A 19,945-nucleotide genomic window follows, 5' to 3' on the forward strand; every position below is an offset into this window, starting at 1 on the left:
AAACCGAAAGCCGGTCATCCGCCGTGGATGTCCGTCGCGCTGGCCGAACTCGGCATCCGCCGCCACCCGCCTGGCAGCATCAACCCGCGTATCGTCGAATACAACAACCAGACGAACCTGGTCGGTTACGACGACAAGATTTCCTGGTGCTCGTCATTCGTCAACTGGTGCATGACGCACGCCGGCATTCGCGGCACGGGTTCGGCGCTCGCGCGCTCATGGCTCGAGTGGGGCTGCCCGCTGGAACGCCCGGTCTACGGCTGCATCGCCATCCTGACGCGCGACGATCCCGTGAGCTGGAAAGGTCACGTCGGTTTCTACCTGCGCCACGACGACGAACACGTCCACCTGTTCGGCGGCAACCAACTGGAAGAAGTGCGCGAACTCGCGTACCCGTTGAACGAAGTGATCGGCTACCGCTGGCCCGACGCAGTATGTGTATAAGGCTAGACTAGACCAAACAGACAGCGTCAGATCGTCTGACACAGTTCGGCCACTTTCAGACATTGGCATGGGCTAAAGTGCAGACTCTTGAGAGTCGGCTCCCGCTCAAGTAGCGGACGCTCACCAGCAACGTCAATCTCTCCTGTTGCAGCCGACGCCAAAATGAACCGGTTGCAGACGCGTCGATGATCCGGGGCAGCGAGTTCGGAAATGCCGTCCATTCTAGGATGACGTCGACGACGTGCTGGTTCACGTCAACTTCGGCATCCGGATCAAAACGGAGTCGGCTATAACAGTCCATGTCACCGTTTCGACAGATCTGGTCCCGCTTCGCCGGCTTGCGGCTTTTCATGTTGCCGCCAGATGCCGGCCGTGGGCCCGAGTGGACGATATGGCTGGCCGCCGTCGCGTGGATCGCCGCGCTGGCCGAGACCCTGCGGGGTGTAGGTCCGCACGACTCCCTGCTGATCCTGTTCGGCGTCCTTGGGATGGTGGCGTGTCCGCTGTGGCTCCTGCGCGTGCGCATGCAGGCCGCGTGCGTGGCGGTGATGGCCGTGGCGGCCCTGCCTGTACTTCTCCTATGGGCTGAGCGATTGCGCGGTAATCGCGTGTTGCGCAGCTTCCGATGTGGTAGTCCCCGCATCCGCTAGAATCGTCGGCTTTGAAACCGGCGTTTGCACTCGGGCACGCCGAGTCCTCGGAGCGACGATATGGTCCTGGAGAAGGCTGAGCTGTTCGAAGGTATCGTAATGCGGCTGTCGGTGCTGCGTTACGTGGTCAAAAGCATGTCCAAAAGAGGGTTGACCGACGTCAACCGGCACTGTGAGCGCTTCTACTGCGAGGTGCTGAACCAGGTGTATGGGTACCATCTCGTCAACGCGAACGACGCGAAGATGAACGCGGCGGCGATCGACCTGGCTGACCCCGGTGCGCGGCTGTGTTTCCAGCTCTCGTCCACGTCGGGAAGATCGAAGGTCGAGACGACGATCGAGACGTTCGTTGAAAACGAGCTGTACAAGCAGTACGACAGGCTGATGTTCCTCATGCTGGTCGAGAAAACGAACCACTCGAAGGATTTCGAAACGGATCCCGAACACGATTTCGAGTTTGATCACAAGACAGACATTATTGATATCGACGACGTGCTGGATGCGATCGAAAAGCTTCCGCTCGCGCAGATGAAAAAGCTGAGTGACTACGTCACCGAACAGCTGCACCCCGTCGCCCGCGCAATGTCGCCCGGCAGTCTGCTCGCACAGGCGGAAAAGGTTGAGGATCGGCCGCCCAAAAGCGCGAGGTCGTTTCTCAAGCATGCGGACGAAAAACCCGGTTCAGCGGACGCCAAGGCGCTGTTCGATGGCCTGGTAGAACTCCACGGGAAGCTCGTGGAGCTGTCCCGCAGACAGCGGGAGTTTCTCGCCTACATCTTCGAGCACGGCAATGAGCAAGACGACCGCATATTGATGAGGATCAAGACGACCGAGCAGAAGCTGCGCCTGACCGAGGTGCAGGGTTACGAATTATACGAGGCGCATGCTGAAGCAGGCCTCCTTTGGGTCGATGAGGACAACCCGACGCATTTCCAGATGACGTTTTCGGTCGGTCTTTTCCCGGATGTCTTCCTGATGCTCAGGGGCTATCTGGATACGCCCGAGAAAATCCACCAAGCACTCGTCGACTGCGACTTCACCGCGCTGGACTAACGCAGGTCGTTGTGGGGCGTCACGCGCATGATTGCCTCCACGCCGTTCAGCTGCCACGGTCCAATCTCGCGTCCACAGGTATCGCAGAAGGTCACGTCGTGCTTTGTCGGGCTCGTACACAGCACATGCGTATTGATGTCCTCGGGCTTGACCTTGCATGCAGCGGGTCTCGCTGCGTGCGCAACGAAGCCGCCCTGACCGGCAGGTTGACCAGGGCCATTTGCTGGCGGCACAGCCGCAGGCAGGTTGGTTGAGACCGGGACGAAGGTGACGGTGAGCGTATTCTCATTTGAGGCTTTTCGTGCAAAGGTCGGGCCCCAGTCGAGTGCGCCCAGCGTGATGTTGCCGGACAGGTCGCTGCTGACGGTGATGCCGATCACGAAAGTGCCACCCTGGTCCTTTGCATCGCCTGCGACGATGGTCATGCACGGTAGGCGGCTGCCGTCCGGCGCGCGCATGGCGGCCGTCACGAGCCCGTCGCGCAGCGCGAATATGGCATCGGCGATGGCCGACGGTTTCTGTTCCAGAAGTGCCACGTTCTTTGGGTCGAACAGCGCGGGATCCTGCAGCGCGGGCGGCATCAGAGTCTGGGTGAAGGTCAGGTGCTGACTGTTTTCATGGGTGCCCGTCGCCGAGGGCAGCAGCACCGTGATCGGACTGCCGACGGTGCCCTTGCCTCCGACCCCCCCCGTCCAGTCAATCGTGGTCTTCAGGTCCATCGTGACCGTCGTCACCATGAAGTCAATGTCACCCTTGCCGCAATCCAGCGGTCCCACGGGCGGCTTGCGCTTCGCGCGTTCGGCAAGATAGACCCCGAGCTGGCGCTTGAGATCGATCTGCACCGCCTGCAGTTGTGGGGGCTTGATCTTGAGACTGGTCGCGGTCGACGGGCAGCCCGCCAGCGTGACCAGCGCCGGGCACGCCAGCAGCAGGAGCGCGCTGCGCAGCCGTGGGCGGGAAGGCCGCGCGGCTGACGCCGGCAGTGACAACCGGGATGTGGCGCAGGACAGGCGACGAAGGCCAGACGGGACGGGTGGTCCTTGGTGAAGCGCGCTCATGATGGTGCCCTCTGGATTGCTTTTCGTGCGGCTTCGCGCTGCGCACGCAGGTGTTTGCGGCACGCATCTGCGGGCAAGCTACCCGGGGTGATTGCCCGCGTCTGTGCGTTCACGCACGGTCGGCACAGGAGCAGTCCACCCCGGTACGCCTTTCAGCGGCGGGTTTGCGCCACCTTGGAGTGATCGATTTTCATCGACTGATTTCAGAGAATTCGATGCAAAAAAACTTGTATTTAGTTTTATGCGACATGTCGACATCCGCGATCGTAGGGCGCCAGAGTAAGTGCGACCGGCGCCACAGTCGTGCTACTGCGTGGCAACGTTTGTGCAACTGATGTCGGACCAAATGTCGCACGTGTCCCAGTCCGGCCAGGAACGGTCGTTAACTCCGCTGGTCATTCGGAAGTTCAGATGTCGGCTCTACCCGCAAACGGCCGTTCGAGTTCCACGTACGAGCGTTGCTTTGTCATCCTCTGCGGACATTGGGCCATTTCCAGAAATCCTCTCCTCCGACCGTGCTTAGTCAGGATGCGGGATTGGTTTGAACTTGTGTGACGATCAAGGAGACAAATATGACACTGTCGCGCGTTGAATGCTAGTTTCCCGTCGCCACTAGTAGCTTCCAGCGGATAGGCCCCTGATTGGCAGCATGGGTGTGATGATTCTGAGGCGGGAGTATATGATCCTTTGCTATCCCTATCTCGTGCCCGCAAGCATTACACCTGTAGATACCTGCGTCCGGAGCTTGTGTGCCTGGATCGCGGAGAGTGTCGAAATTTCCGTGCTGGTTTTGTTGCAAGTGATTGGAGTATTTGTAAAGCGCCATATGCCACCCCGTTTTACGATGCGTGGAGACGATTTATTTGAAACTGATTTTGTTATCCATGAATTCGCGCCGCCGTACCACTGTTTTCCGCTGCATTGTCTGTAATTTCATTTCTTCTTTGGACTTGCAACGCCTTGTTTCACCGCGACCGACTTGTCTGCCATAGTGCGACCGGCAGAGGAGTGTCCTTTCGGCAACTGTTTGCCCGCGTCTTTCAATTCTTTCGATGTCGGTGGCTTTATTGTTTCTTTCTTGGTAACCATTTGTGTACCCCGTTGACCAGTAGTTTAGATGCGAAATACTGTTTGAATGGCTACAACGAGCCTAGGATGTTCAACGCCGCCCATAAAGAGGTGTTAACCCGATGTTATAACTGAATGAAAATACCAAGTTGCTTATCCTCACTCAGTTTGGATGTTTGAACGTCCGTTCCAACTTAGAACCTGCCATTTACACCGGAGTACATTGACGGTCCGCTCCGGGTCCGGGAAGCGCCATTCGCTGGCGCGAGATGGCACGGCGACCAAGGTAGCCGCTTTACACTGCGACAAATGAGCGACCCTTCCCTGCAACCCCAGCCCCAAAACGTCCTCACCTCCTATTTCTGGAGCGGCGACGCCATCCGCAGTCGGCGCGTTAGTGACATCGTGCTGTCGGGCACGGTCGACGTGCCAGAGCCGCCGGCGCGTCTGCTCGCGGATTGGGCTAGGGAGATTTCGTCCCGCATGACCCTGGAACCTGGGGATGTTGAGGCGTTACCTCTGGCACGAGCACGAGCGCGCTGGCCGGACTACTCGCACTGCGTGCAGGCAGTGGCTGATTGGGCAAGCAAGCTCGGACTGCCCGGAGTACTTGCCTCCAGTGACGTCGCTCTCATGGCTTGCCGCGGCGCGAGGTATCACCACGACGGAGAGCAGTATGGCGGCGCGGCCTTCTGCAATCTCTTCCTGAGCGAGGATAAGGGTCAGGACGTACACTTTCCGTCTTTGGGTCTTCGAATCCCCCTGACCCGGGGTTCGGTTCTGATATTCGATACCTGCCAGCCTCATGGCGTCATTCGGCGCGGCAGCAGCGGTTTTGATGTGGACGACTTCCCGCCCGACCAGGATTGCACTCAGCTATTCCTGACCTGGGAGCTTCCCGTTGAGGCTATCCATGTCAGGCAGGCGCTCAATGTCGCCTTTGACATTGATCTTTCGACCTCGCTGAAGGTAAATGAGGAGCAAGTCCGGCTGAATGATGAAAGAGTCAGCGTGTGTGACAAGTCAGGTCGGTGGCACCGAGCTGACTAATCGCCAGGACTATTCACGATCCCACCTGGTCGGCTGCATCGATCTCGCCGTCGCCTGCCGGCCATGAAGAGACGTTCGCCGACACCTTCATCCCGACATTCAGGCGTCCCCTTCGCCCAGACCGCGGACCCCCATTAGCCTGCCGATCGCTCACAGGCCATTCTTGGTGCATTCAGGTCGCTGGCCGTCGCCTATGCTTGGCTAGGGTGTCCGTCACACAGACGGGGCCTCCACGTCATAGCAAAACGGAGGAGTCTCATGAGAACAACGCTGCTGGCCTTGATGTTTCTATGCCTGGCCGCTTGCCGGTCTCCACTGCCAACCGCCTCGGCTACGGCGCCCACCGCACGTACCTGGGGCCTCCCACCCGGCGTGAAATCGATGCCTGTGAATGGCTACGACATGGCCTACATAGAGCAGGGCTCCGGCGTCCCGGTGGTGCTGATCCCAGGAGCAGGATCCGACTACCGCTTCTTTGGCGCCCAGATGGGCCCGTTTGCCCAGAAGTACCGGGTTATCTCCGTCAGCCTACGGCATTTCTATCCGGAGCCTTGGAACGGTGAGGGTGAGTTCAGCCTGGAGCAGCACGCCGATGATCTGGTCACGTTCATCCGTCAACTCAAGGCCGGACCGGTGCATTTGGTCGGCCATTCGCGCGGTGGCACCCTGGCACTGTATGTCGCCAAGGCCGCGCCTGAGCTGGTCCGTAGTCTCTCGCTGAGCGAGCCCGCGTCGGGCATGCGCGCCTTTATGCCTGCGAGTTCGACTTCTTCTGCCGGCGAAGAGCGGCGGGCGCTGTACCGCGAGATGGCCGAGAAATTCAAGCAGGGCGACAAGGATGCCGGCCTGATCGCCTTTGCGACATTCGTCAACGGCCCAGGCGCCTGGGATGCCATGTCGGAGAGCGCCAGGCAGTGGTACCGGGACAATGCGTGGACTTTCATTGCCCCCGACAACGAAGGCAACCACTGGGCGCCGTACACCTGTGAGGACGCCCAGCACATCGAAGCACCGGTTCTGCTGCTGCGTTCCGAGAAGATCACACCCTCGATGAGTCAGGTCCAGGCCAACCTCCTGCCCTGCCTGAAGCATGCAGAGCAGGTGCGCATCATGAACTCCAGTCACTCCATGCCGCGGATCAATCCAACCGCGTTTAACGCTGCGGTGTTGGCGTTCATCGATGCGCATTGAGTTGTCGTTCGCGTAGGAGCGCGCAACGGCCGGATTCCGCGAGGGCACCGATGGGGTGTTCAAATGACATCTGCTCACCGATCGGCGCGACCCGGCCCGTCTCGGACGTCGACGCAAGCCTGTGCAAACGGCCGGTTGAATCCGCCGGCCGAACCGGCCGCTCGCCTCGAAGCAGCCGAATGTCTCGGAAGGGCCGATCACGGCCCTCGATGAAGCGACGGCCAATCGAGCTCGGATCTGATCTGACACTGACTGAGAGATCAGGTGTCGACTTACGCGCAGTATGACCAAACGGCCACAACGCACACGAAACCACTAGCACCGCCTTTCCCGCCACTGCTAATCTGTCGCACACACCGCATTGACCCACCCGGAGCCCGTCGGCGCACCCGCCCCGTAGCCGCCGACCTCCGCACTCACAAGGAGCCTGCAGTGCAAACCGGTAATCTCCGTCTCTACGCGGATACGCAATACGCGAGCCCTTACGCGATGTCGGTTTTCGTCGCCCTCGAGGAAAAAGCACTGCCATACGAACTGGTCACCGTCGATCTCGGCAACCGCGCGCATTTCGCGCCAGACTATGCGGCGACGTCGCTGACGCAACGCGTGCCGACGCTCGTGCACGACGATTTCGCGCTGTCGGAATCGTCGGCGATTACCGAGTATCTCGACGAGACATTCCCGGGCACGCGGCTCTATCCGGTCGATTCGCGCCAGCGTGCACGTGCGCGACAAGTGCAGGCGTGGCTGCGCAGCGACCTGATGCCGATCCGCACGGAGCGGTCGACCGAAGTGCTGTTCTACGGCCCGACGAGCGAGCCGCTGTCGAATCTGGCGCAGGCTGCCGCGCAGAAGCTGTTCGCGGCCGCCGACAAATTGCTCGCGCCGGGCGCGGCGAACCTGTTCGGCGAGTGGAGCATTGCCGATCTCGATCTGGCGGTGATGCTGAACCGCCTGGTGCTGAATGACGATCCGGTGCCGCAACGCCTCGCCGACTATGCGCGTGCGCAGTGGGAGCGGCCGTCGGTGCAGCGCTGGGTGAAGCTGAAGCGGCCGCCGCTGTAATTCGAAGTTGCTAGGGGCGTGTCAGCAGCTCGAAAGCTTGCGCGATATGCCTGCACGTCGTACTTCCTGCCGTCCCGCATCCACGGAAAATCGGCATGTCAGATTAGATCGCCTTTCGTCCTTCACCTTGAATCCAACCGAATCGCCATGAGCTATCTTCCCCAACTCGCCGCAGTCGGCGGCGTGATGTTGCTGGCTGCGTCAGCCCCGGCCCCGACCTGATCGCTGTTTCGTCCCATGCGCTCGGCAATCGCCGTGCGGGTCTGCTTGCTGCATTGGGCATCGCGTCGTCGCATGCAGCCTGGGCGGCGATGGCGATTTTCGGGCTCGGGCTGATCGTCGCGAAGCTCGCGTGGCTGTACGAGGCGATCCGCATCGCCGGTGCCGCGTACCTGATTTACCTCGGCATCAAGACGCTATCGAGCCTGCGCCAGTCCGCGCAACCGGCCGAATCCGCGAGCCAGCCGGTTGTCCGTGGTGGCGTGCACGCATATCGGAAAGGGTTGCTGGTCGGCTTGACGAATCCGAAGGCTGCGGCGTTTTTCGGCAGTCTGTTCGTCACGCTGCTGCCCGCGCATGCGCCGGCATGGGTGCATGGCGCGACGCTGGCCGTTGTCGTCGCTGTCTCGCTGACGTGGTTCTGCACGGTCGCCGTGCTGTTCTCGACGAACCGCGTGCAGATCGGCTACGCGAAACTGCGCAAGCCGATCGACGCGGTGATGGGGACGATCCTGTTGGGACTTGGCGCGAAGCTGGCGCTGGACCGGTAACGCAGCGAGAACCTGTCCGCATTTTTGTGGGCGAGGCCGGCCTCGACGACGCGCCGCAGCAGGCCTGGCGCGAGTCGAACCATCGGTGTTGCTTGGCAACGCGATCGACGATCGCTGGATCCACGCCGAGTGCCTTGCCGGCTTCGCGCAGTGCGCTGCGCGGCCGATAAATCGTCCGTCTCGAGCAAAAACTGAAGGTTTGATCACTGATAGAGTTCTGCGATCGCCGCGCTGTATTGCTCGACATTGCGCTCTGCATGCGGATCAAGCGTCTTCAAGAAACCACGCGCGGCACACCGGTAGTCGTCGAGCCGCCCATCGTGCTCTGCAAACGCCTGGCGTAGCGCCAAAGCGCCGTCCTGAGGGTCGAAGTCCGTATACCGGTATCCACTGTCCCCAAGCAGCGTCGAGTTGTGGATAAGCGGGTACCCGCCATACAGCGCCTCGTAGTACAGGTAATTCTGTCCATTCTCCCAATGGTGAGAAATGATCGCGTCAGCCTGCAACGCCATGATTTCATACGTGGGAAAGCGCGCCTCGAATGAAGCAAGCCCGTGCCGCACGAGGTCGAGGCTCGTCGCGAATCCGACAAACAGCGGGTCGCTCTTCAGGTGAAACGAGTTATATACACGCAGCACCTCGATGATGTCGGGCGACTGACGATATGCGACATCCGCAAGCAGCATCGAAACGTGGCTGGTCTTCACCATGCATAGATTGGGTTCAAGGATGGCGAGGCGCCAGCGCGAGCGGCCGGGGGTATAGCCGAACGGCTGCGTCGGCGCACTCCGGCCGACTGCGCGTTCGAGGAGCACCGGACTCCAGATATGCTGCATCGTTCGCACCGGGGCACGCAATGCTGCTTCGTAATAGGCAGAGCACGTTCTTTCAAAGGCAGGCAATGTCCAGATCATGTCGTATCCGGTACCGGAAACAAGCATGCCATGAGGGCGATTGAAGATCATGCGCTCGACATCGATTGCGTAATCGTTGGCCACGCGCATGCCGATGACACGCCCGCCGCGCGACCGGAAGTCTCGCGCCCACTGCGGGTCGAGCTGCGCGCTCAGCTCGATGATCACATCAAGCTGCGAGCGCGCCGTTTGCAGATCGATCACCTGCGCCGGCGCATCAGCCAGAAATTCTTGTGCATCCTCGGCACGACCATCGCCACCGTTGACCAGGAATACTGCCTCGACGAGCGGCGATTTCGCGAGCAGCATGGCCAGGAAGAAACAGTTCTGAAAGATCCCGTTTTCCCACATGGATTGCTGACCTGAACGCACGAAGAGCGTCACCCCTACCTTGAGCCCCCAACCATTCAACATGCCGCCCTCCGATCTCGTACGGATGTCAACCGCAACAAGCTGCGCGAATACGCAGTCTGATTCATCGTGTGAAGCGGGCTCAGCGCGGCCAGAAACTCGCTTGCGGAGCGCCGATAGGAATCGAAATTCTCATCGTGGTTTCGGGAAGCTTCAATGAGCCGACATGCGCCGCTCGGTATGTCCGCATCCGGATAGTAGTACCCTGCCGACCCCAGCCACTTCGAGTTATGGATCAACGGGTATCCGCCGTAAAGTGCATCCAGATAGAGCGTATTCTGATCTTGTTGCCACTGATGCGTGACAACGGCGTCGCCGAACTGGCTCATGTAGCCGGCGAAATCATGCCGTTGCTCGAAGCGGACTTTCCGGCGCTTCGTCAGGTCCAGGGAGTTGGCAAGATGCACGAACGTCGGATGATCTTTCATCTGAATCGTGTTGAGCAGATGCAGTTCGGCAATGGCATCCTCGTTCGCGCGAAAAGCTGCATCGCAGATCAGCATTGGAATACTGCATGTCTTGGTGACGGAGATATTCGGCTCCAATACCGCAGCCCTGAGTGCGCGAAACGTATATTCCTTGCGAGGTTGGGGACGATATCCGAATTCGACAGCATGGTCCCTGCGCAGCAATGTGGCGCGCCGCTCGAGAAATGCCGGTTCCCACAAATAGGGCACGTCGTACACCGGGCATCGGTAAAGGGATTCGAGCATTGGGTGAAAGCACCGGTCTCTCGGCAAGGTCCAGATTTCATCGCAGCGCTCAAAACGGGAGGAATAGCCCTCCTTGCCGAAGATCGTTGGCTCGATCAGGGCTGCATAGGGCTGTCCGCAGCAGTGGTAGACCACCTTCTTTCCCTTCGAGCGCAATTGGTCGAGCCAATTGACGTCGAGCCCGCCCGCCATTTCGATCGCCACGTCGATCAAGTCGGTTGTGTCTTGCGGCGCAATCAGCCGAAAGCCGGCACCGTCCGGCTCGACGTCATCGGGCAGGTGTGACTGATCGCCACAATTGAGCAGCAACACTTCTTCGACAAACGGCAACGTGCGCAACAAGCGGGCCAGATAGAACACGTTCTGGCCCAGGCCGTTTTCCCAGACGTTCTGGCCGGCATGCGTGAAAACCGAAATTCCGATTCGCATGATTGTTCACCCGAGTGCGTATGCGTGGCTTACCACTGGTAGGCTGCGCCAGCACCGTACGTATTGCCGCCCGCACCGTTGATCGCCACCCCTCCCTTGACCTTCAGGTTGTTCGTGATTCGAGCGGTAAAACCAAGGGCCACCGCCTGATATCCCTGGTAGCCGGCGGTACCTATGCCGAACGAGAGCGTCTTCCCGGGATCAACTTCAGGAATCATCGTCAGCGCGGCGGCACTGGCAATTCCGGAATAGGCCATCCTTGCCACCTGATTCACGTTCGACTGCACGGCTCCCAATTGCGACATGTTGACCGCGTCCGTCGGGTTCATCCCGGGCGCCACATTCGTAATCCTGCGCTCGTTGCCAGGCGAGCCCACCGACACCGTGTTCGCTTCGTTTGCGATTGAGCTCGCGCCTAGCGCGACCGAATTCTCCGCTGTTGCTACCGCTCCCGCGCCGAGCGCAACCGAGTTCGTCCCCGAGGCGAGCGCGTTGGTGCCCGCTGCCGTGGCGGAGCTGTTGACGACCTGTGCTGCGGCGCCTGTCGCGACCGGGTTTGCCGACATGCCCTGAACTGCTTGCGCGGCAACGACTGCCTTCGTGCTGGTCGAGAGCGAGGTCGAACTGGTAGACAGCGAAGCCGTCCCTGTCGATGAGGTGCTTTGCGCGGTACTGGCACTTGTCGAGGTCGATGTCGAGAGCGCGGTAGCAGTAGACGTACTCGTGCTTTGCACCGCGCCTTTGCCAGACCCCTGGGAGTTTATCTGCGTGGACAGAGAGGCCAGCCCCGTCGACAGCGATGTCACCGTGGTACTCAACGCCGCCACCTTGCCGTTTGTTGTGTTCAAGCCGGTCGAGAGAGACGCAACGCCGGTGAAGAGCTGAACCACGCTGGTCGATGTGGAAAGGCTCAACGTCGACAGGCTGTTGTTGACCGCGTTCAGTTTGTTGAGCCAGGAGGCAATCGAGCCGGAATACGAGGTCGACAACGACGCCAGATTGCTGTTCGTCGTGTTCAGGCTCGTGGAGAGTGAAGTCACGCCGTTCGCCGCCGCGCTGATTCCGGTCGATGCCGATGTCGACAGGCTCGATACGTTGTTGTTGGTCGTGTTCAGACTCGTTGATAGCGAGTTGACCCTGCCGGTCGTCGTGTTCAAGCTCGTGGAAAGCGAGCCGACCGTGCTGTTCGTCGTGTTCAGGCCAGTCGACAGCGAGCTTACGCCGCTTTGCGCCGTGCTGATGCCGGCCGCGGTCGAGGTCGACAGGCTCGCCACTTTGCTGTTGGTCGTGTTCAGACCTGTCGACAGCGAGGTCACACCGCTTTGCGCCGTGCTGATGCCGGCCGCGGCCGTCGTCGACAGGCTCGCCACATTGCTGTTGGTGGTGTTCAGGCCCGTCGACAGGGAGGCCACGCCGCTTTGCGCCGTGCTGATGCCGGCCGCAGTCGAGGTCGACAGGCTTGCCACTTTGCTGTTGGTCGTGTTCAGACCTGTCGACAGCGAGGTCACACCGCTTTGCGCCGTGCTGATACCGGCCGCGGCCGAAGTCGACAGGCTTGATACGTTGCTGTTGGTCGCGGTCAGGCTCGTCGACAGGGAGGTCACGCCGCTTTGCGCCGTGCTGATGCCGGCCGCGGTCGAGGTCGACAGGCTTGCCACTTTGCTGTTGGTGGTGTTGAGGCCCGTCGACAGGGAGGTCACGCCGCTTTGCGCCGTGCTGATACCGGCCGCGGCCGAAGTCGACAGGCTCGCCACGTTGCTGTTTGTCGTGTTTAGACCTGTCGACAAGGAGGTCACGCCGCTTTGCGCCGTGCTGATACCGGCCGCGGCCGAAGTCGACAGGCTCGCCACGTTGCTGTTTGTCGTGTTTAGACCTGTTGACAGGGAGGTCACGCCGCTTTGTGCCGTGCTGATACCAGCCGCGGCCGAGGTCGACAGGCTCGCCACGTTGCTGTTGGTGGTGTTCAGGCCCGTCGACAGGGAGGTCACGCCGCTTTGTGCCGTGCTGATGCCGGCCGCGGCCGAAGTCGACAGGCTTGCCACGTTGCTGTTGGTGGTATTCACGCTGGTCGACAACGATCCGACGTCGGTCGACTCCTGCGTCGACAGTGCACCGAGGGTGCTGTTGGTCGTGGTCAGGCTCGTTGACAGGGAGGTCACGCCGCTTTGTGCCGTGCTGATGCCGGCCGCGGCCGAGGTCGACAGGCTTGCCACGTTGCTGTTCGTGGTATTCACGCTGGTCGACAACGAGCCCACGTCGGTCGATTCCTGGGTCGACAGTGCCCCGAGGGTGCTGTTGGTCGTGGTTAGGCTCGTCGACAGGGAGCTCACACCGCTTTGCGCCGTGCTGATGCCGATCGCAGCCGAGGTCGACAGGCTCGCCACGTTGCTGTTGGTGGTATTCACGCTGGTCGACAACGAGCCCACGTCGGTCGATTCCTGCGTCGACAGCGCACCGAGGGTGCTGTTGGTCGCGGTCAGGCTCGTCGACAGGGAGGTCACGCCGCTTTGTGCCGTGCTGATGCCGGCCGCGGCCGAAGTCGACAGGCTTGCCACGTTGCTGTTGGTGGTATTCACGCTGGTCGACAACGATCCGACGTCGGTCGACTCCTGCGTCGACAGTGCACCGAGGGTGCTGTTGGTCGTGGCCAGGCCCGTCGACAGGGAGGTCACGCCGCTTTGTGCCGTGCTGATGCCGGCCGCGGCCGAGGTCGATAGGCTCGCCACGTTGCTGTTCGTGGTATTCACGCTGGTCGACAACGAGCCCACGTCGGTCGATTCCTGCGTCGACAGTGCACCGAGGGTGCTGTTGGTCGTGGTCAGGCTCGTTGACAGGGAGGTCACGCCGCTTTGCGCCGTGCTGATGCCGATCGCAGCCGAGGTCGACAGGCTTGCCACGTTGCTGTTCGTCGCATTCACGCTGGTCGACAGCGATCCGACGTCGGTCGACTCCTGGGTCGATAGTGCACCGAGGGTGCTGTTGGTTGTGGTCAGGCTCGTCGACAACGAGGTCACACCGCTTTGTGCCGTGCTGATGCCGGCCGCAGCCGACGTCGACAGGCTTGCCACGTTGCTGTTCGCGGTGTTCAGGCCCGTGGACAACGAGCTGACGTTGCTGTTCGTCGCATTCACGCTGGTCGACAGCGATCCCACGTCGGTCGACTCCTGGGTCGACAGCGCACCGAGGGTGCTGTTGGTCGTGGTCAGGCTCGTTGACAGGGAGGTCACGCCGCTTTGTGCCGTGCTGATGCCGGCCGCAGCCGAGGTCGACAGGCTCGCCACGTTGCTGTTGGTGGTATTCACGCTGGTCGATAGCGATCCGACGTCGGTCGATTCCTGCGTCGACAGTGCCCCGAGGGTGCTGTTGGTCGTGGTTAGGCTCGTCGACAGCGAGGTCACACCGCTTTGCGCCGTGCTGATGCCGATCGCAGCCGAGGTCGACAGGCTCGCCACGTTGCTGTTGGTGGTATTCACGCTGGTCGACAACGAGCCCACGTCGGTCGATTCCTGCGTCGACAGCGCACCGAGGGTGCTGTTGGTCGCGGTCAGGCTCGTCGACAGGGAGGTCACACCGCTTTGTGCCGTGCTGATGCCGGCCGCCGCCGAGGTCGACAGGCTCGCCACGTTACTGTTGGTGGTATTCACGCTGGTCGACAGCGATCCGACGTCGGTCGACTCCTGGGTCGACAGCGCCCCGAGGGTGCTGTTGGTTGTGGTCAGGCTCGTTGACAATCACGCCGCTTTGTGCCGTTCTGATGCCCCGCGGCCGAGGTCGACAGGCTTGCCACGTTGCTGTTCGTCGTATTCACGCTGGTCGACAACGATCCGACGTCGGTCGACTCCTGAGTCGACAGTGCCCCGAGGGTGCTGTTGGTCGTGTTCAGGCTCGTTGACAGGGAACTCACGCCGCTTTGCGCCGTGCTGATACCGGCCGCAGCCGAGGTCGACAGACTTGTCACGTTGCTGTTGGTGGTATTCACGCTGGTCGACAACGATCCGACGTCGGTCGATTCCTGCGTCGACAGTGCCCCGAGGGTGCTGTTGGTCGTGGTCAGGCTCGTTGACAGGGAGGTCACGCCGCTTTGTGCCGTGCTGATGCCGGCCGCAGCCGACGTCGACAGGCTTGCCACGTTGCTGTTCGTGGTGTTCAGGCCCGTGGACAACGAGCTGACGTTGTCGTTGGTCGCATTCACGCTGGTCGACAGCGATCCGACGTCGGTCGACTCCTGAGTCGACAGTGCACTGAGGGTACTGTTGGTCGTGGTCAGGCTTGTCGACAGGGAACTCACGCCGCTTTGCGCCGTGCTGATGCCGACCGCGGCCGAGGTCGACAGGCTCGTCACGTTGCTGTTGGTGGTATTCACGCTGGTTGATAGCGATCCGACGTCGGTCGATTCCTGCGTCGACAGTGCCCCGAGGGTGCTGTTGGTCGTGGTTAGGCTCGTCGACAGGGAGCTCACGCCGCTTTGCGCCGTGCTGATACCGGCCGCAGCCGAGGTCGACAGGCTTGCCACGTTGCTGTTCGTCGTATTCACGCTGGTCGACAGCGATCCGACGTCGGTCGACTCCTGGGTCGATAGTGCACCGAGGGTGCTGTTGGTGGTGTTCAGGCTCGTCGACAGGGAGGTCACTCCGCTTTGTGCCGTGCTGATGCCGATCGCAGCCGAGGTCGACAGGCTCGCCACGTTGCTGTTGGTGGTATTCACGCTGGTCGACAGCGATCCGACGTCGGTCGACTCCTGGGTCGACAGCGCCCCGAGGGTGCTGTTGGTCGTGGTTAGGCTCGTCGACAGCGAGGTCACACCGCTTTGTGCCGTGCTGATGCCGGCCGCAGCCGAGGTCGACAGGCTCGCCACGTTGCTGTTCGTGGTATTCACGCTGGTCGACAGCGATCCGACGTCGGTCGACTCCTGAGTCGACAGTGCACTGAGGGTACTGTTGGTCGTGGTTAGGCTCGTCGACAGCGAGGTCACACCGCTTTGCGCCGTGCTGATGCCGATCGCAGCCGAGGTCGACAGGCTCGCCACGTTGCTGTTGGTGGTATTCACGCTGGTCGACAACGAGCCCACGTCGGTCGATTCCTGCGTCGACAGCGCACCGAGGGTGCTGTTGGTCGCGGTCAGGCTCGTCGACAGGGAGGTCACTCCGCTTTGTGCCGTGCTGATGCCGGCCGCCGCCGAGGTCGACAGGCTCGCCACGTTGCTGTTCGTGGCGCTCAGGCCAGTGGACAACGAGCTGACGTTGCCGTTGGTCGCATTCAAGCTGGTCGACAACGAGCCCACATCGGTCGACTCCTGGGTCGACAGTGCACCGAGGGTACTGTTGGTGGTGTTCAGACCTGTCGACAGGGAGGTCACACCGCTTTGCGCCGTGCTGATACCGGCCGCGGCCGACGTCGACAGGCTCGTCACGTTGCTGTTCGTGGCGCTCAGGCCAGTGGACAACGAGCTGACGTTGCCGTTGGTCGCATTCAAGCTGGTCGACAACGATCCGACGTCGGTCGACTCCTGAGTCGACAGTGCCCCGAGGGTGCTGTTGGTCGTGTTCAGGCTCGTTGACAGGGAACTCACACCGCTTTGCGCCGTGCTGATACCGGCCGCGGCCGACGTCGACAGGCTCGTCACGTTGCTGTTCGTGGCGCTCAGGCCAGTGGACAACGAGCTGACGTTGCCGTTGGTCGCATTCAAGCTGGTCGACAACGAGCCCACATCGGTCGACTCCTGGGTCGACAGTGCACCGAGGGTACTGTTGGTGGTGTTCAGACCTGTCGACAGGGAGGTCACACCGCTTTGCGCCGTGCTGATACCGGCCGCGGCCGACGTCGACAGGCTCGCCACATTGCTGTTGGTGGTGTTCAGGCCCGTCGATAGGGAGCTCACGCCGCTTTGCGCCGTGCTGATGCCGACCGCAGCCGAAGTCGACAGACTCGCCACGTTGCTGTTGGTGGTATTCACGCTGGTCGACAACGAGCCCACATCGGTCGACTCCTGGGTCGACAGCGCGCCGAGGGTGCTGTTGGTCGTGTTCAGACCTGTCGACAGCGAGCTCACGCCGCTTTGTGCCGTGCTGATGCCGGCCGCAGCCGACGTCGACAGACTTGTCATGTTGCTGTTTGTGGCGCTCAGGCCCGTCGACAACGAGCTGACGTTGCCGTTGGTCGTATTCAAGCTGGTCGACAGCGATCCCACGTCGGTCGACTCCTGGGTCGATAGTGCACCGAGGGTGCTGTTGGTGGTGTTCAGGCTCGTCGACAGCGATCCAACGTCGGTCGATTCTTGTGTCGACAGCGCACCGAGGGTACTGTTGGTCGTGGTCAGGCTTGTCGACAGGGATGTCACGCCGCTTTGAGCCGTGCTGATGCCGGCCGCAGCCGAAGTCGACAGACTTGTCACGTTGTTGTTCGTCGCATTCACGCTGGTCGACAGCGATCCGACGTCGGTCGACTCCTGAGTCGACAGTGCACCGAGGGTACTGTTGGTCGTGTTCAGACCTGTCGACAGCGAGCTCACGCCGCTTTGTGCCGTGCTGATGCCGGCGGCAGCCGAAGTCGACAGACTCGCCACGTTGTTGTTCGTGGCGCTCAGACCCGTCGACAACGAGCTGACGTTGCCGTTGGTCGTATTCAAGCTGGTCGACAACGATCCGACGTCGGTCGACTCCTGGGTCGATAGTGCACCGAGGGTGCTGTTGGTCGTGGTCAGGCTCGTCGACAACGAGGTCACACCGCTTTGTGCCGTGCTGATGCCGGCCGCAGCCGACGTCGACAGGCTTGCCACGTTGCTGTTCGCGGTGTTCAGGCCCGTGGACAACGAGCTGACGTTGCTGTTCGTCGCATTCACGCTGGTCGACAGCGATCCCACGTCGGTCGACTCCTGGGTCGACAGCGCACCGAGGGTGCTGTTGGTCGTGGTCAGGCTTGTCGACAGGGAACTCACGCCGCTTTGCGCCGTGCTGATGCCGACCGCGGCCGAGGTCGACAGGCTCGTCACGTTGCTGTTGGTGGTATTCACGCTGGTTGATAGCGATCCGACGTCGGTCGATTCCTGCGTCGACAGTGCCCCGAGGGTGCTGTTGGTCGTGGTTAGGCTCGTCGACAGCGAGGTCACACCGCTTTGCGCCGTGCTGATGCCGATCGCAGCCGAGGTCGACAGGCTCGCCACGTTACTGTTGGTGGTATTCACGCTGGTCGACAGCGATCCGACGTCGGTCGACTCCTGGGTCGACAGCGCCCCGAGGGTGCTGTTGGTTGTGGTCAGGCTCGTTGACAGGGAGGTCACGCCGCTTTGTGCCGTGCTGATGCCGGCCGCGGCCGAGGTCGACAGGCTTGCCACGTTGCTGTTCGTCGTATTCACGCTGGTCGACAACGATCCGACGTCGGTCGACTCCTGAGTCGACAGTGCCCCGAGGGTGCTGTTGGTCGTGTTCAGGCTCGTTGACAGGGAACTCACACCGCTTTGCGCCGTGCTGATACCGGCCGCGGCCGACGTCGACAGGCTCGTCACGTTGCTGTTCGTGGCGCTCAGGCCAGTGGACAACGAGCTGACGTTGCCGTTGGTCGCATTCAAGCTGGTCGACAACGAGCCCACATCGGTCGACTCCTGGGTCGACAGTGCACCGAGGGTACTGTTGGTGGTGTTCAGACCTGTCGACAGGGAGGTCACACCGCTTTGCGCCGTGCTGATACCGGCCGCGGCCGACGTCGACAGGCTCGCCACATTGCTGTTGGTGGTGTTCAGGCCCGTCGATAGGGAGCTCACGCCGCTTTGCGCCGTGCTGATGCCGACCGCAGCCGAAGTCGACAGACTCGCCACGTTGCTGTTGGTGGTATTCACGCTGGTCGACAACGAGCCCACATCGGTCGACTCCTGGGTCGACAGCGCGCCGAGGGTGCTGTTGGTCGTGTTCAGACCTGTCGACAGCGAGCTCACGCCGCTTTGTGCCGTGCTGATGCCGGCCGCAGCCGACGTCGACAGACTTGTCATGTTGCTGTTTGTGGCGCTCAGGCCCGTCGACAACGAGCTGACGTTGCCGTTGGTCGTATTCAAGCTGGTCGACAGCGATCCCACGTCGGTCGACTCCTGGGTCGATAGTGCACCGAGGGTGCTGTTGGTGGTGTTCAGGCTCGTCGACAGCGATCCAACGTCGGTCGATTCTTGTGTCGACAGCGCACCGAGGGTACTGTTGGTCGTGGTCAGGCTTGTCGACAGGGATGTCACGCCGCTTTGAGCCGTGCTGATGCCGGCCGCAGCCGAAGTCGACAGACTTGTCACGTTGTTGTTCGTCGCATTCACGCTGGTCGACAGCGATCCGACGTCGGTCGACTCCTGAGTCGACAGTGCACCGAGGGTACTGTTGGTCGTGTTCAGACCTGTCGACAGCGAGCTCACGCCGCTTTGTGCCGTGCTGATGCCGCCGGCAGCCGAAGTCGACAGACTCGCCACGTTGTTGTTCGTGGCGCTCAGACCCGTCGACAACGAGCTGACGTTGCCGTTGGTCGTATTCAAGCTGGTCGACAACGATCCGACGTCGGTCGACTCCTGGGTCGATAGTGCACCGAGGGTGCTGTTGGTCGTGGTCAGGCTGGTCGACAGGGAGGTCACACCGCTTTGCGCCGTGCTGATACTGGCCGCAGCCGAGGTCGACAGGCTCGCCACGTTGCTGTTCGTCGTATTCACGCTGGTTGACAGCGATCCCACGTCGGTCGACTCCTGCGTCGACAGTGCACCGAGGGTGCTATTGGTCGTGGTCAGGCTGGTCGACAGGGAGGTCACACCGCTTTGAGCCGTGCTGATGCCGGCCGCCGCCGAGGTCGACAGGCTCGCCACGTTACTGTTGGTGGTATTCACGCTGGTCGACAACGATCCGACGTCGGTCGACTCCTGGGTCGACAGCGCCCCGAGGGTGCTGTTGGTTGTGGTCAGGCTCGTCGACAGCGAGGTCACGCCGCTTTGCGCCGTGCTGATACCGACCGCAGCCGAAGTCGACAGACTTGTCACGTTGCTATTCGTCGCATTCACGCTAGTCGACAACGATCCGACGTCGGTCGATTCCTGGGTCGACAGTGCACCGAGGGTGCTGTTGGTCGTGTTCAAACCTGTCGACAGCGAGCTCACACCGCTTTGAGCCGTGC

At 61.4% G+C, this 19,945-nt stretch carries 15 protein-coding genes and 1 pseudogene; 10 read left to right on the top strand and 6 right to left on the bottom strand.

The features are described from left to right. Window positions 1–27: 27 nt before the first annotated feature. From LXM88_RS34270 to LXM88_RS34280, 3 genes are all read left to right on the top strand, one after another. Window positions 28–444, top strand: coding sequence for a TIGR02594 family protein (locus LXM88_RS34270; protein WP_262547066.1), 417 nt, complete (start codon window positions 28–30; stop codon window positions 442–444). 299 nt (window positions 445–743) lie between these two features. Next, window positions 744–1,094 carry a hypothetical protein gene (locus LXM88_RS34275; RefSeq protein ID WP_262543924.1) on the top strand — a complete coding sequence of 117 codons (351 nt, stop codon included), beginning with the start codon at window positions 744–746 and terminating at the stop codon, window positions 1,092–1,094. A 60-nt stretch (window positions 1,095–1,154) separates the two neighbouring features. Beyond that, window positions 1,155–2,147, top strand: coding sequence for an SMEK domain-containing protein (locus LXM88_RS34280; protein WP_262543925.1), 993 nt, complete (start codon window positions 1,155–1,157; stop codon window positions 2,145–2,147). Here the strand turns inward: LXM88_RS34280 and LXM88_RS34285 are convergent. Next, the gene (locus tag LXM88_RS34285; RefSeq protein ID WP_262543926.1) at window positions 2,144–3,205 is read right to left on the bottom strand and encodes a hypothetical protein; all 1,062 of its coding nucleotides are present in this window, start codon (window positions 3,203–3,205) and stop codon (window positions 2,144–2,146) included. The two genes, LXM88_RS34280 and LXM88_RS34285, sit on opposite strands and share 4 nt — an antisense overlap. A gap of 933 nt (window positions 3,206–4,138) precedes the next feature. Beyond that, a complete protein-coding gene (locus tag LXM88_RS34290) occupies window positions 4,139–4,294 on the bottom strand; it encodes a hypothetical protein (protein WP_262543927.1) in 156 nt (51 codons plus the stop codon). 288 nt (window positions 4,295–4,582) lie between these two features. On the opposite strand from LXM88_RS34290, the gene LXM88_RS34295 reads away from it, so the two are divergent. The 4 genes and pseudogenes from LXM88_RS34295 (at window position 4,583) to LXM88_RS34310 (ending at window position 8,349) form a co-directional block, all read left to right on the top strand. Continuing rightward, window positions 4,583–5,323 (top strand): hypothetical protein, encoded by a 741-nt coding sequence (locus LXM88_RS34295; protein ID WP_262543928.1) that lies wholly within the window; start codon window positions 4,583–4,585, stop codon window positions 5,321–5,323. A 258-nt stretch (window positions 5,324–5,581) separates the two neighbouring features. Beyond that, entirely contained in the window at window positions 5,582–6,514 is a 933-nt protein-coding gene (locus tag LXM88_RS34300) for an alpha/beta fold hydrolase (RefSeq protein WP_262543929.1), read from the top strand. A 432-nt stretch (window positions 6,515–6,946) separates the two neighbouring features. Then, window positions 6,947–7,579 carry a glutathione transferase gene (gene yfcF / locus LXM88_RS34305; RefSeq protein WP_262543930.1) on the top strand — a complete coding sequence of 211 codons (633 nt, stop codon included), beginning with the start codon at window positions 6,947–6,949 and terminating at the stop codon, window positions 7,577–7,579. 147 nt (window positions 7,580–7,726) lie between these two features. Then, window positions 7,727–8,349, top strand: a pseudogene (locus tag LXM88_RS34310) (LysE family transporter). 203 nt (window positions 8,350–8,552) lie between these two features. On the opposite strand, the gene LXM88_RS34315 reads toward LXM88_RS34310, so the two are convergent. From LXM88_RS34315 to LXM88_RS37150, 3 genes are read right to left on the bottom strand one after another with little or no spacing between them, the layout of a single operon-like run. After that, window positions 8,553–9,677: a DUF2827 domain-containing protein gene (locus tag LXM88_RS34315; protein ID WP_262543931.1), complete on the bottom strand. Its 1,125-nt coding sequence runs from the start codon at window positions 9,675–9,677 to the stop codon at window positions 8,553–8,555. Further along, window positions 9,671–10,816: a DUF2827 domain-containing protein gene (locus tag LXM88_RS34320; protein WP_262543932.1), complete on the bottom strand. Its 1,146-nt coding sequence runs from the start codon at window positions 10,814–10,816 to the stop codon at window positions 9,671–9,673. The genes LXM88_RS34315 and LXM88_RS34320 overlap by 7 nt, the downstream gene beginning before the upstream one ends. A 29-nt stretch (window positions 10,817–10,845) precedes the next feature. Next, complete coding sequence (locus tag LXM88_RS37150; protein ID WP_318654698.1) at window positions 10,846–11,382, bottom strand: YadA family autotransporter adhesin; 537 nt, start codon at window positions 11,380–11,382, stop codon at window positions 10,846–10,848. 34 nt (window positions 11,383–11,416) lie between these two features. Between LXM88_RS37150 and LXM88_RS37155 the strand changes: the two genes are divergently transcribed. Continuing rightward, window positions 11,417–11,701 (top strand): hypothetical protein, encoded by a 285-nt coding sequence (locus tag LXM88_RS37155; RefSeq protein WP_318654699.1) that lies wholly within the window; start codon window positions 11,417–11,419, stop codon window positions 11,699–11,701. Window positions 11,702–14,531: 2,830 nt separating this feature from the next. Here the strand turns inward: LXM88_RS37155 and LXM88_RS37335 are convergent. Continuing rightward, the gene (locus LXM88_RS37335; RefSeq protein WP_441301343.1) at window positions 14,532–19,256 is read right to left on the bottom strand and encodes a beta strand repeat-containing protein; all 4,725 of its coding nucleotides are present in this window, start codon (window positions 19,254–19,256) and stop codon (window positions 14,532–14,534) included. Here LXM88_RS37335 and LXM88_RS37345 point away from each other — a divergent pair. Together LXM88_RS37345 and LXM88_RS37350 are read left to right on the top strand one after the other, a co-directional pair. Further along, the gene (locus tag LXM88_RS37345; protein WP_262543935.1) at window positions 19,174–19,596 is read left to right on the top strand and encodes a hypothetical protein; all 423 of its coding nucleotides are present in this window, start codon (window positions 19,174–19,176) and stop codon (window positions 19,594–19,596) included. The two genes, LXM88_RS37335 and LXM88_RS37345, sit on opposite strands and share 83 nt — an antisense overlap. 9 nt (window positions 19,597–19,605) lie before the next feature. After that, on the top strand, window positions 19,606–19,938 hold the full coding sequence (locus LXM88_RS37350) for a hypothetical protein (RefSeq protein ID WP_262543936.1): 333 nt from the start codon (window positions 19,606–19,608) through the stop codon (window positions 19,936–19,938). The last annotated feature ends 7 nt before the right edge of the window (window positions 19,939–19,945 follow it).

This window comes from Burkholderia sp. S-53 (genome assembly GCF_025560745.1).
In the GTDB taxonomy this organism is placed as follows: domain Bacteria; phylum Pseudomonadota; class Gammaproteobacteria; order Burkholderiales; family Burkholderiaceae; genus Burkholderia; species Burkholderia pyrrocinia.

Bases quoted from the DNA above. Each gene is read 5' to 3' on its own strand.
- LXM88_RS34270 (WP_262547066.1), top strand. From the start codon at position 28: ATGTCCGTCGCGCTGGCCGAACTCGGCATCCGCCGCCACCCGCCTGGC.
- LXM88_RS34275 (WP_262543924.1), top strand. From the start codon at position 744: ATGTCACCGTTTCGACAGATCTGGTCCCGCTTCGCCGGCTTGCGGCTT.
- LXM88_RS34280 (WP_262543925.1), top strand. From the start codon at position 1,155: ATGGTCCTGGAGAAGGCTGAGCTGTTCGAAGGTATCGTAATGCGGCTG.
- LXM88_RS34285 (WP_262543926.1), bottom strand. From the start codon at position 3,205: ATGAGCGCGCTTCACCAAGGACCACCCGTCCCGTCTGGCCTTCGTCGC.
- LXM88_RS34290 (WP_262543927.1), bottom strand. From the start codon at position 4,294: ATGGTTACCAAGAAAGAAACAATAAAGCCACCGACATCGAAAGAATTG.
- LXM88_RS34295 (WP_262543928.1), top strand. From the start codon at position 4,583: ATGAGCGACCCTTCCCTGCAACCCCAGCCCCAAAACGTCCTCACCTCC.
- LXM88_RS34300 (WP_262543929.1), top strand. From the start codon at position 5,582: ATGAGAACAACGCTGCTGGCCTTGATGTTTCTATGCCTGGCCGCTTGC.
- LXM88_RS34315 (WP_262543931.1), bottom strand. From the start codon at position 9,677: ATGTTGAATGGTTGGGGGCTCAAGGTAGGGGTGACGCTCTTCGTGCGT.
- LXM88_RS34320 (WP_262543932.1), bottom strand. From the start codon at position 10,816: ATGCGAATCGGAATTTCGGTTTTCACGCATGCCGGCCAGAACGTCTGG.
- LXM88_RS37150 (WP_318654698.1), bottom strand. From the start codon at position 11,382: ATGTCGGCAAACCCGGTCGCGACAGGCGCCGCAGCACAGGTCGTCAAC.
- LXM88_RS37350 (WP_262543936.1), top strand. From the start codon at position 19,606: ATGCCGGCCGCCGCCGAGGTCGACAGGCTCGCCACGTTACTGTTGGTG.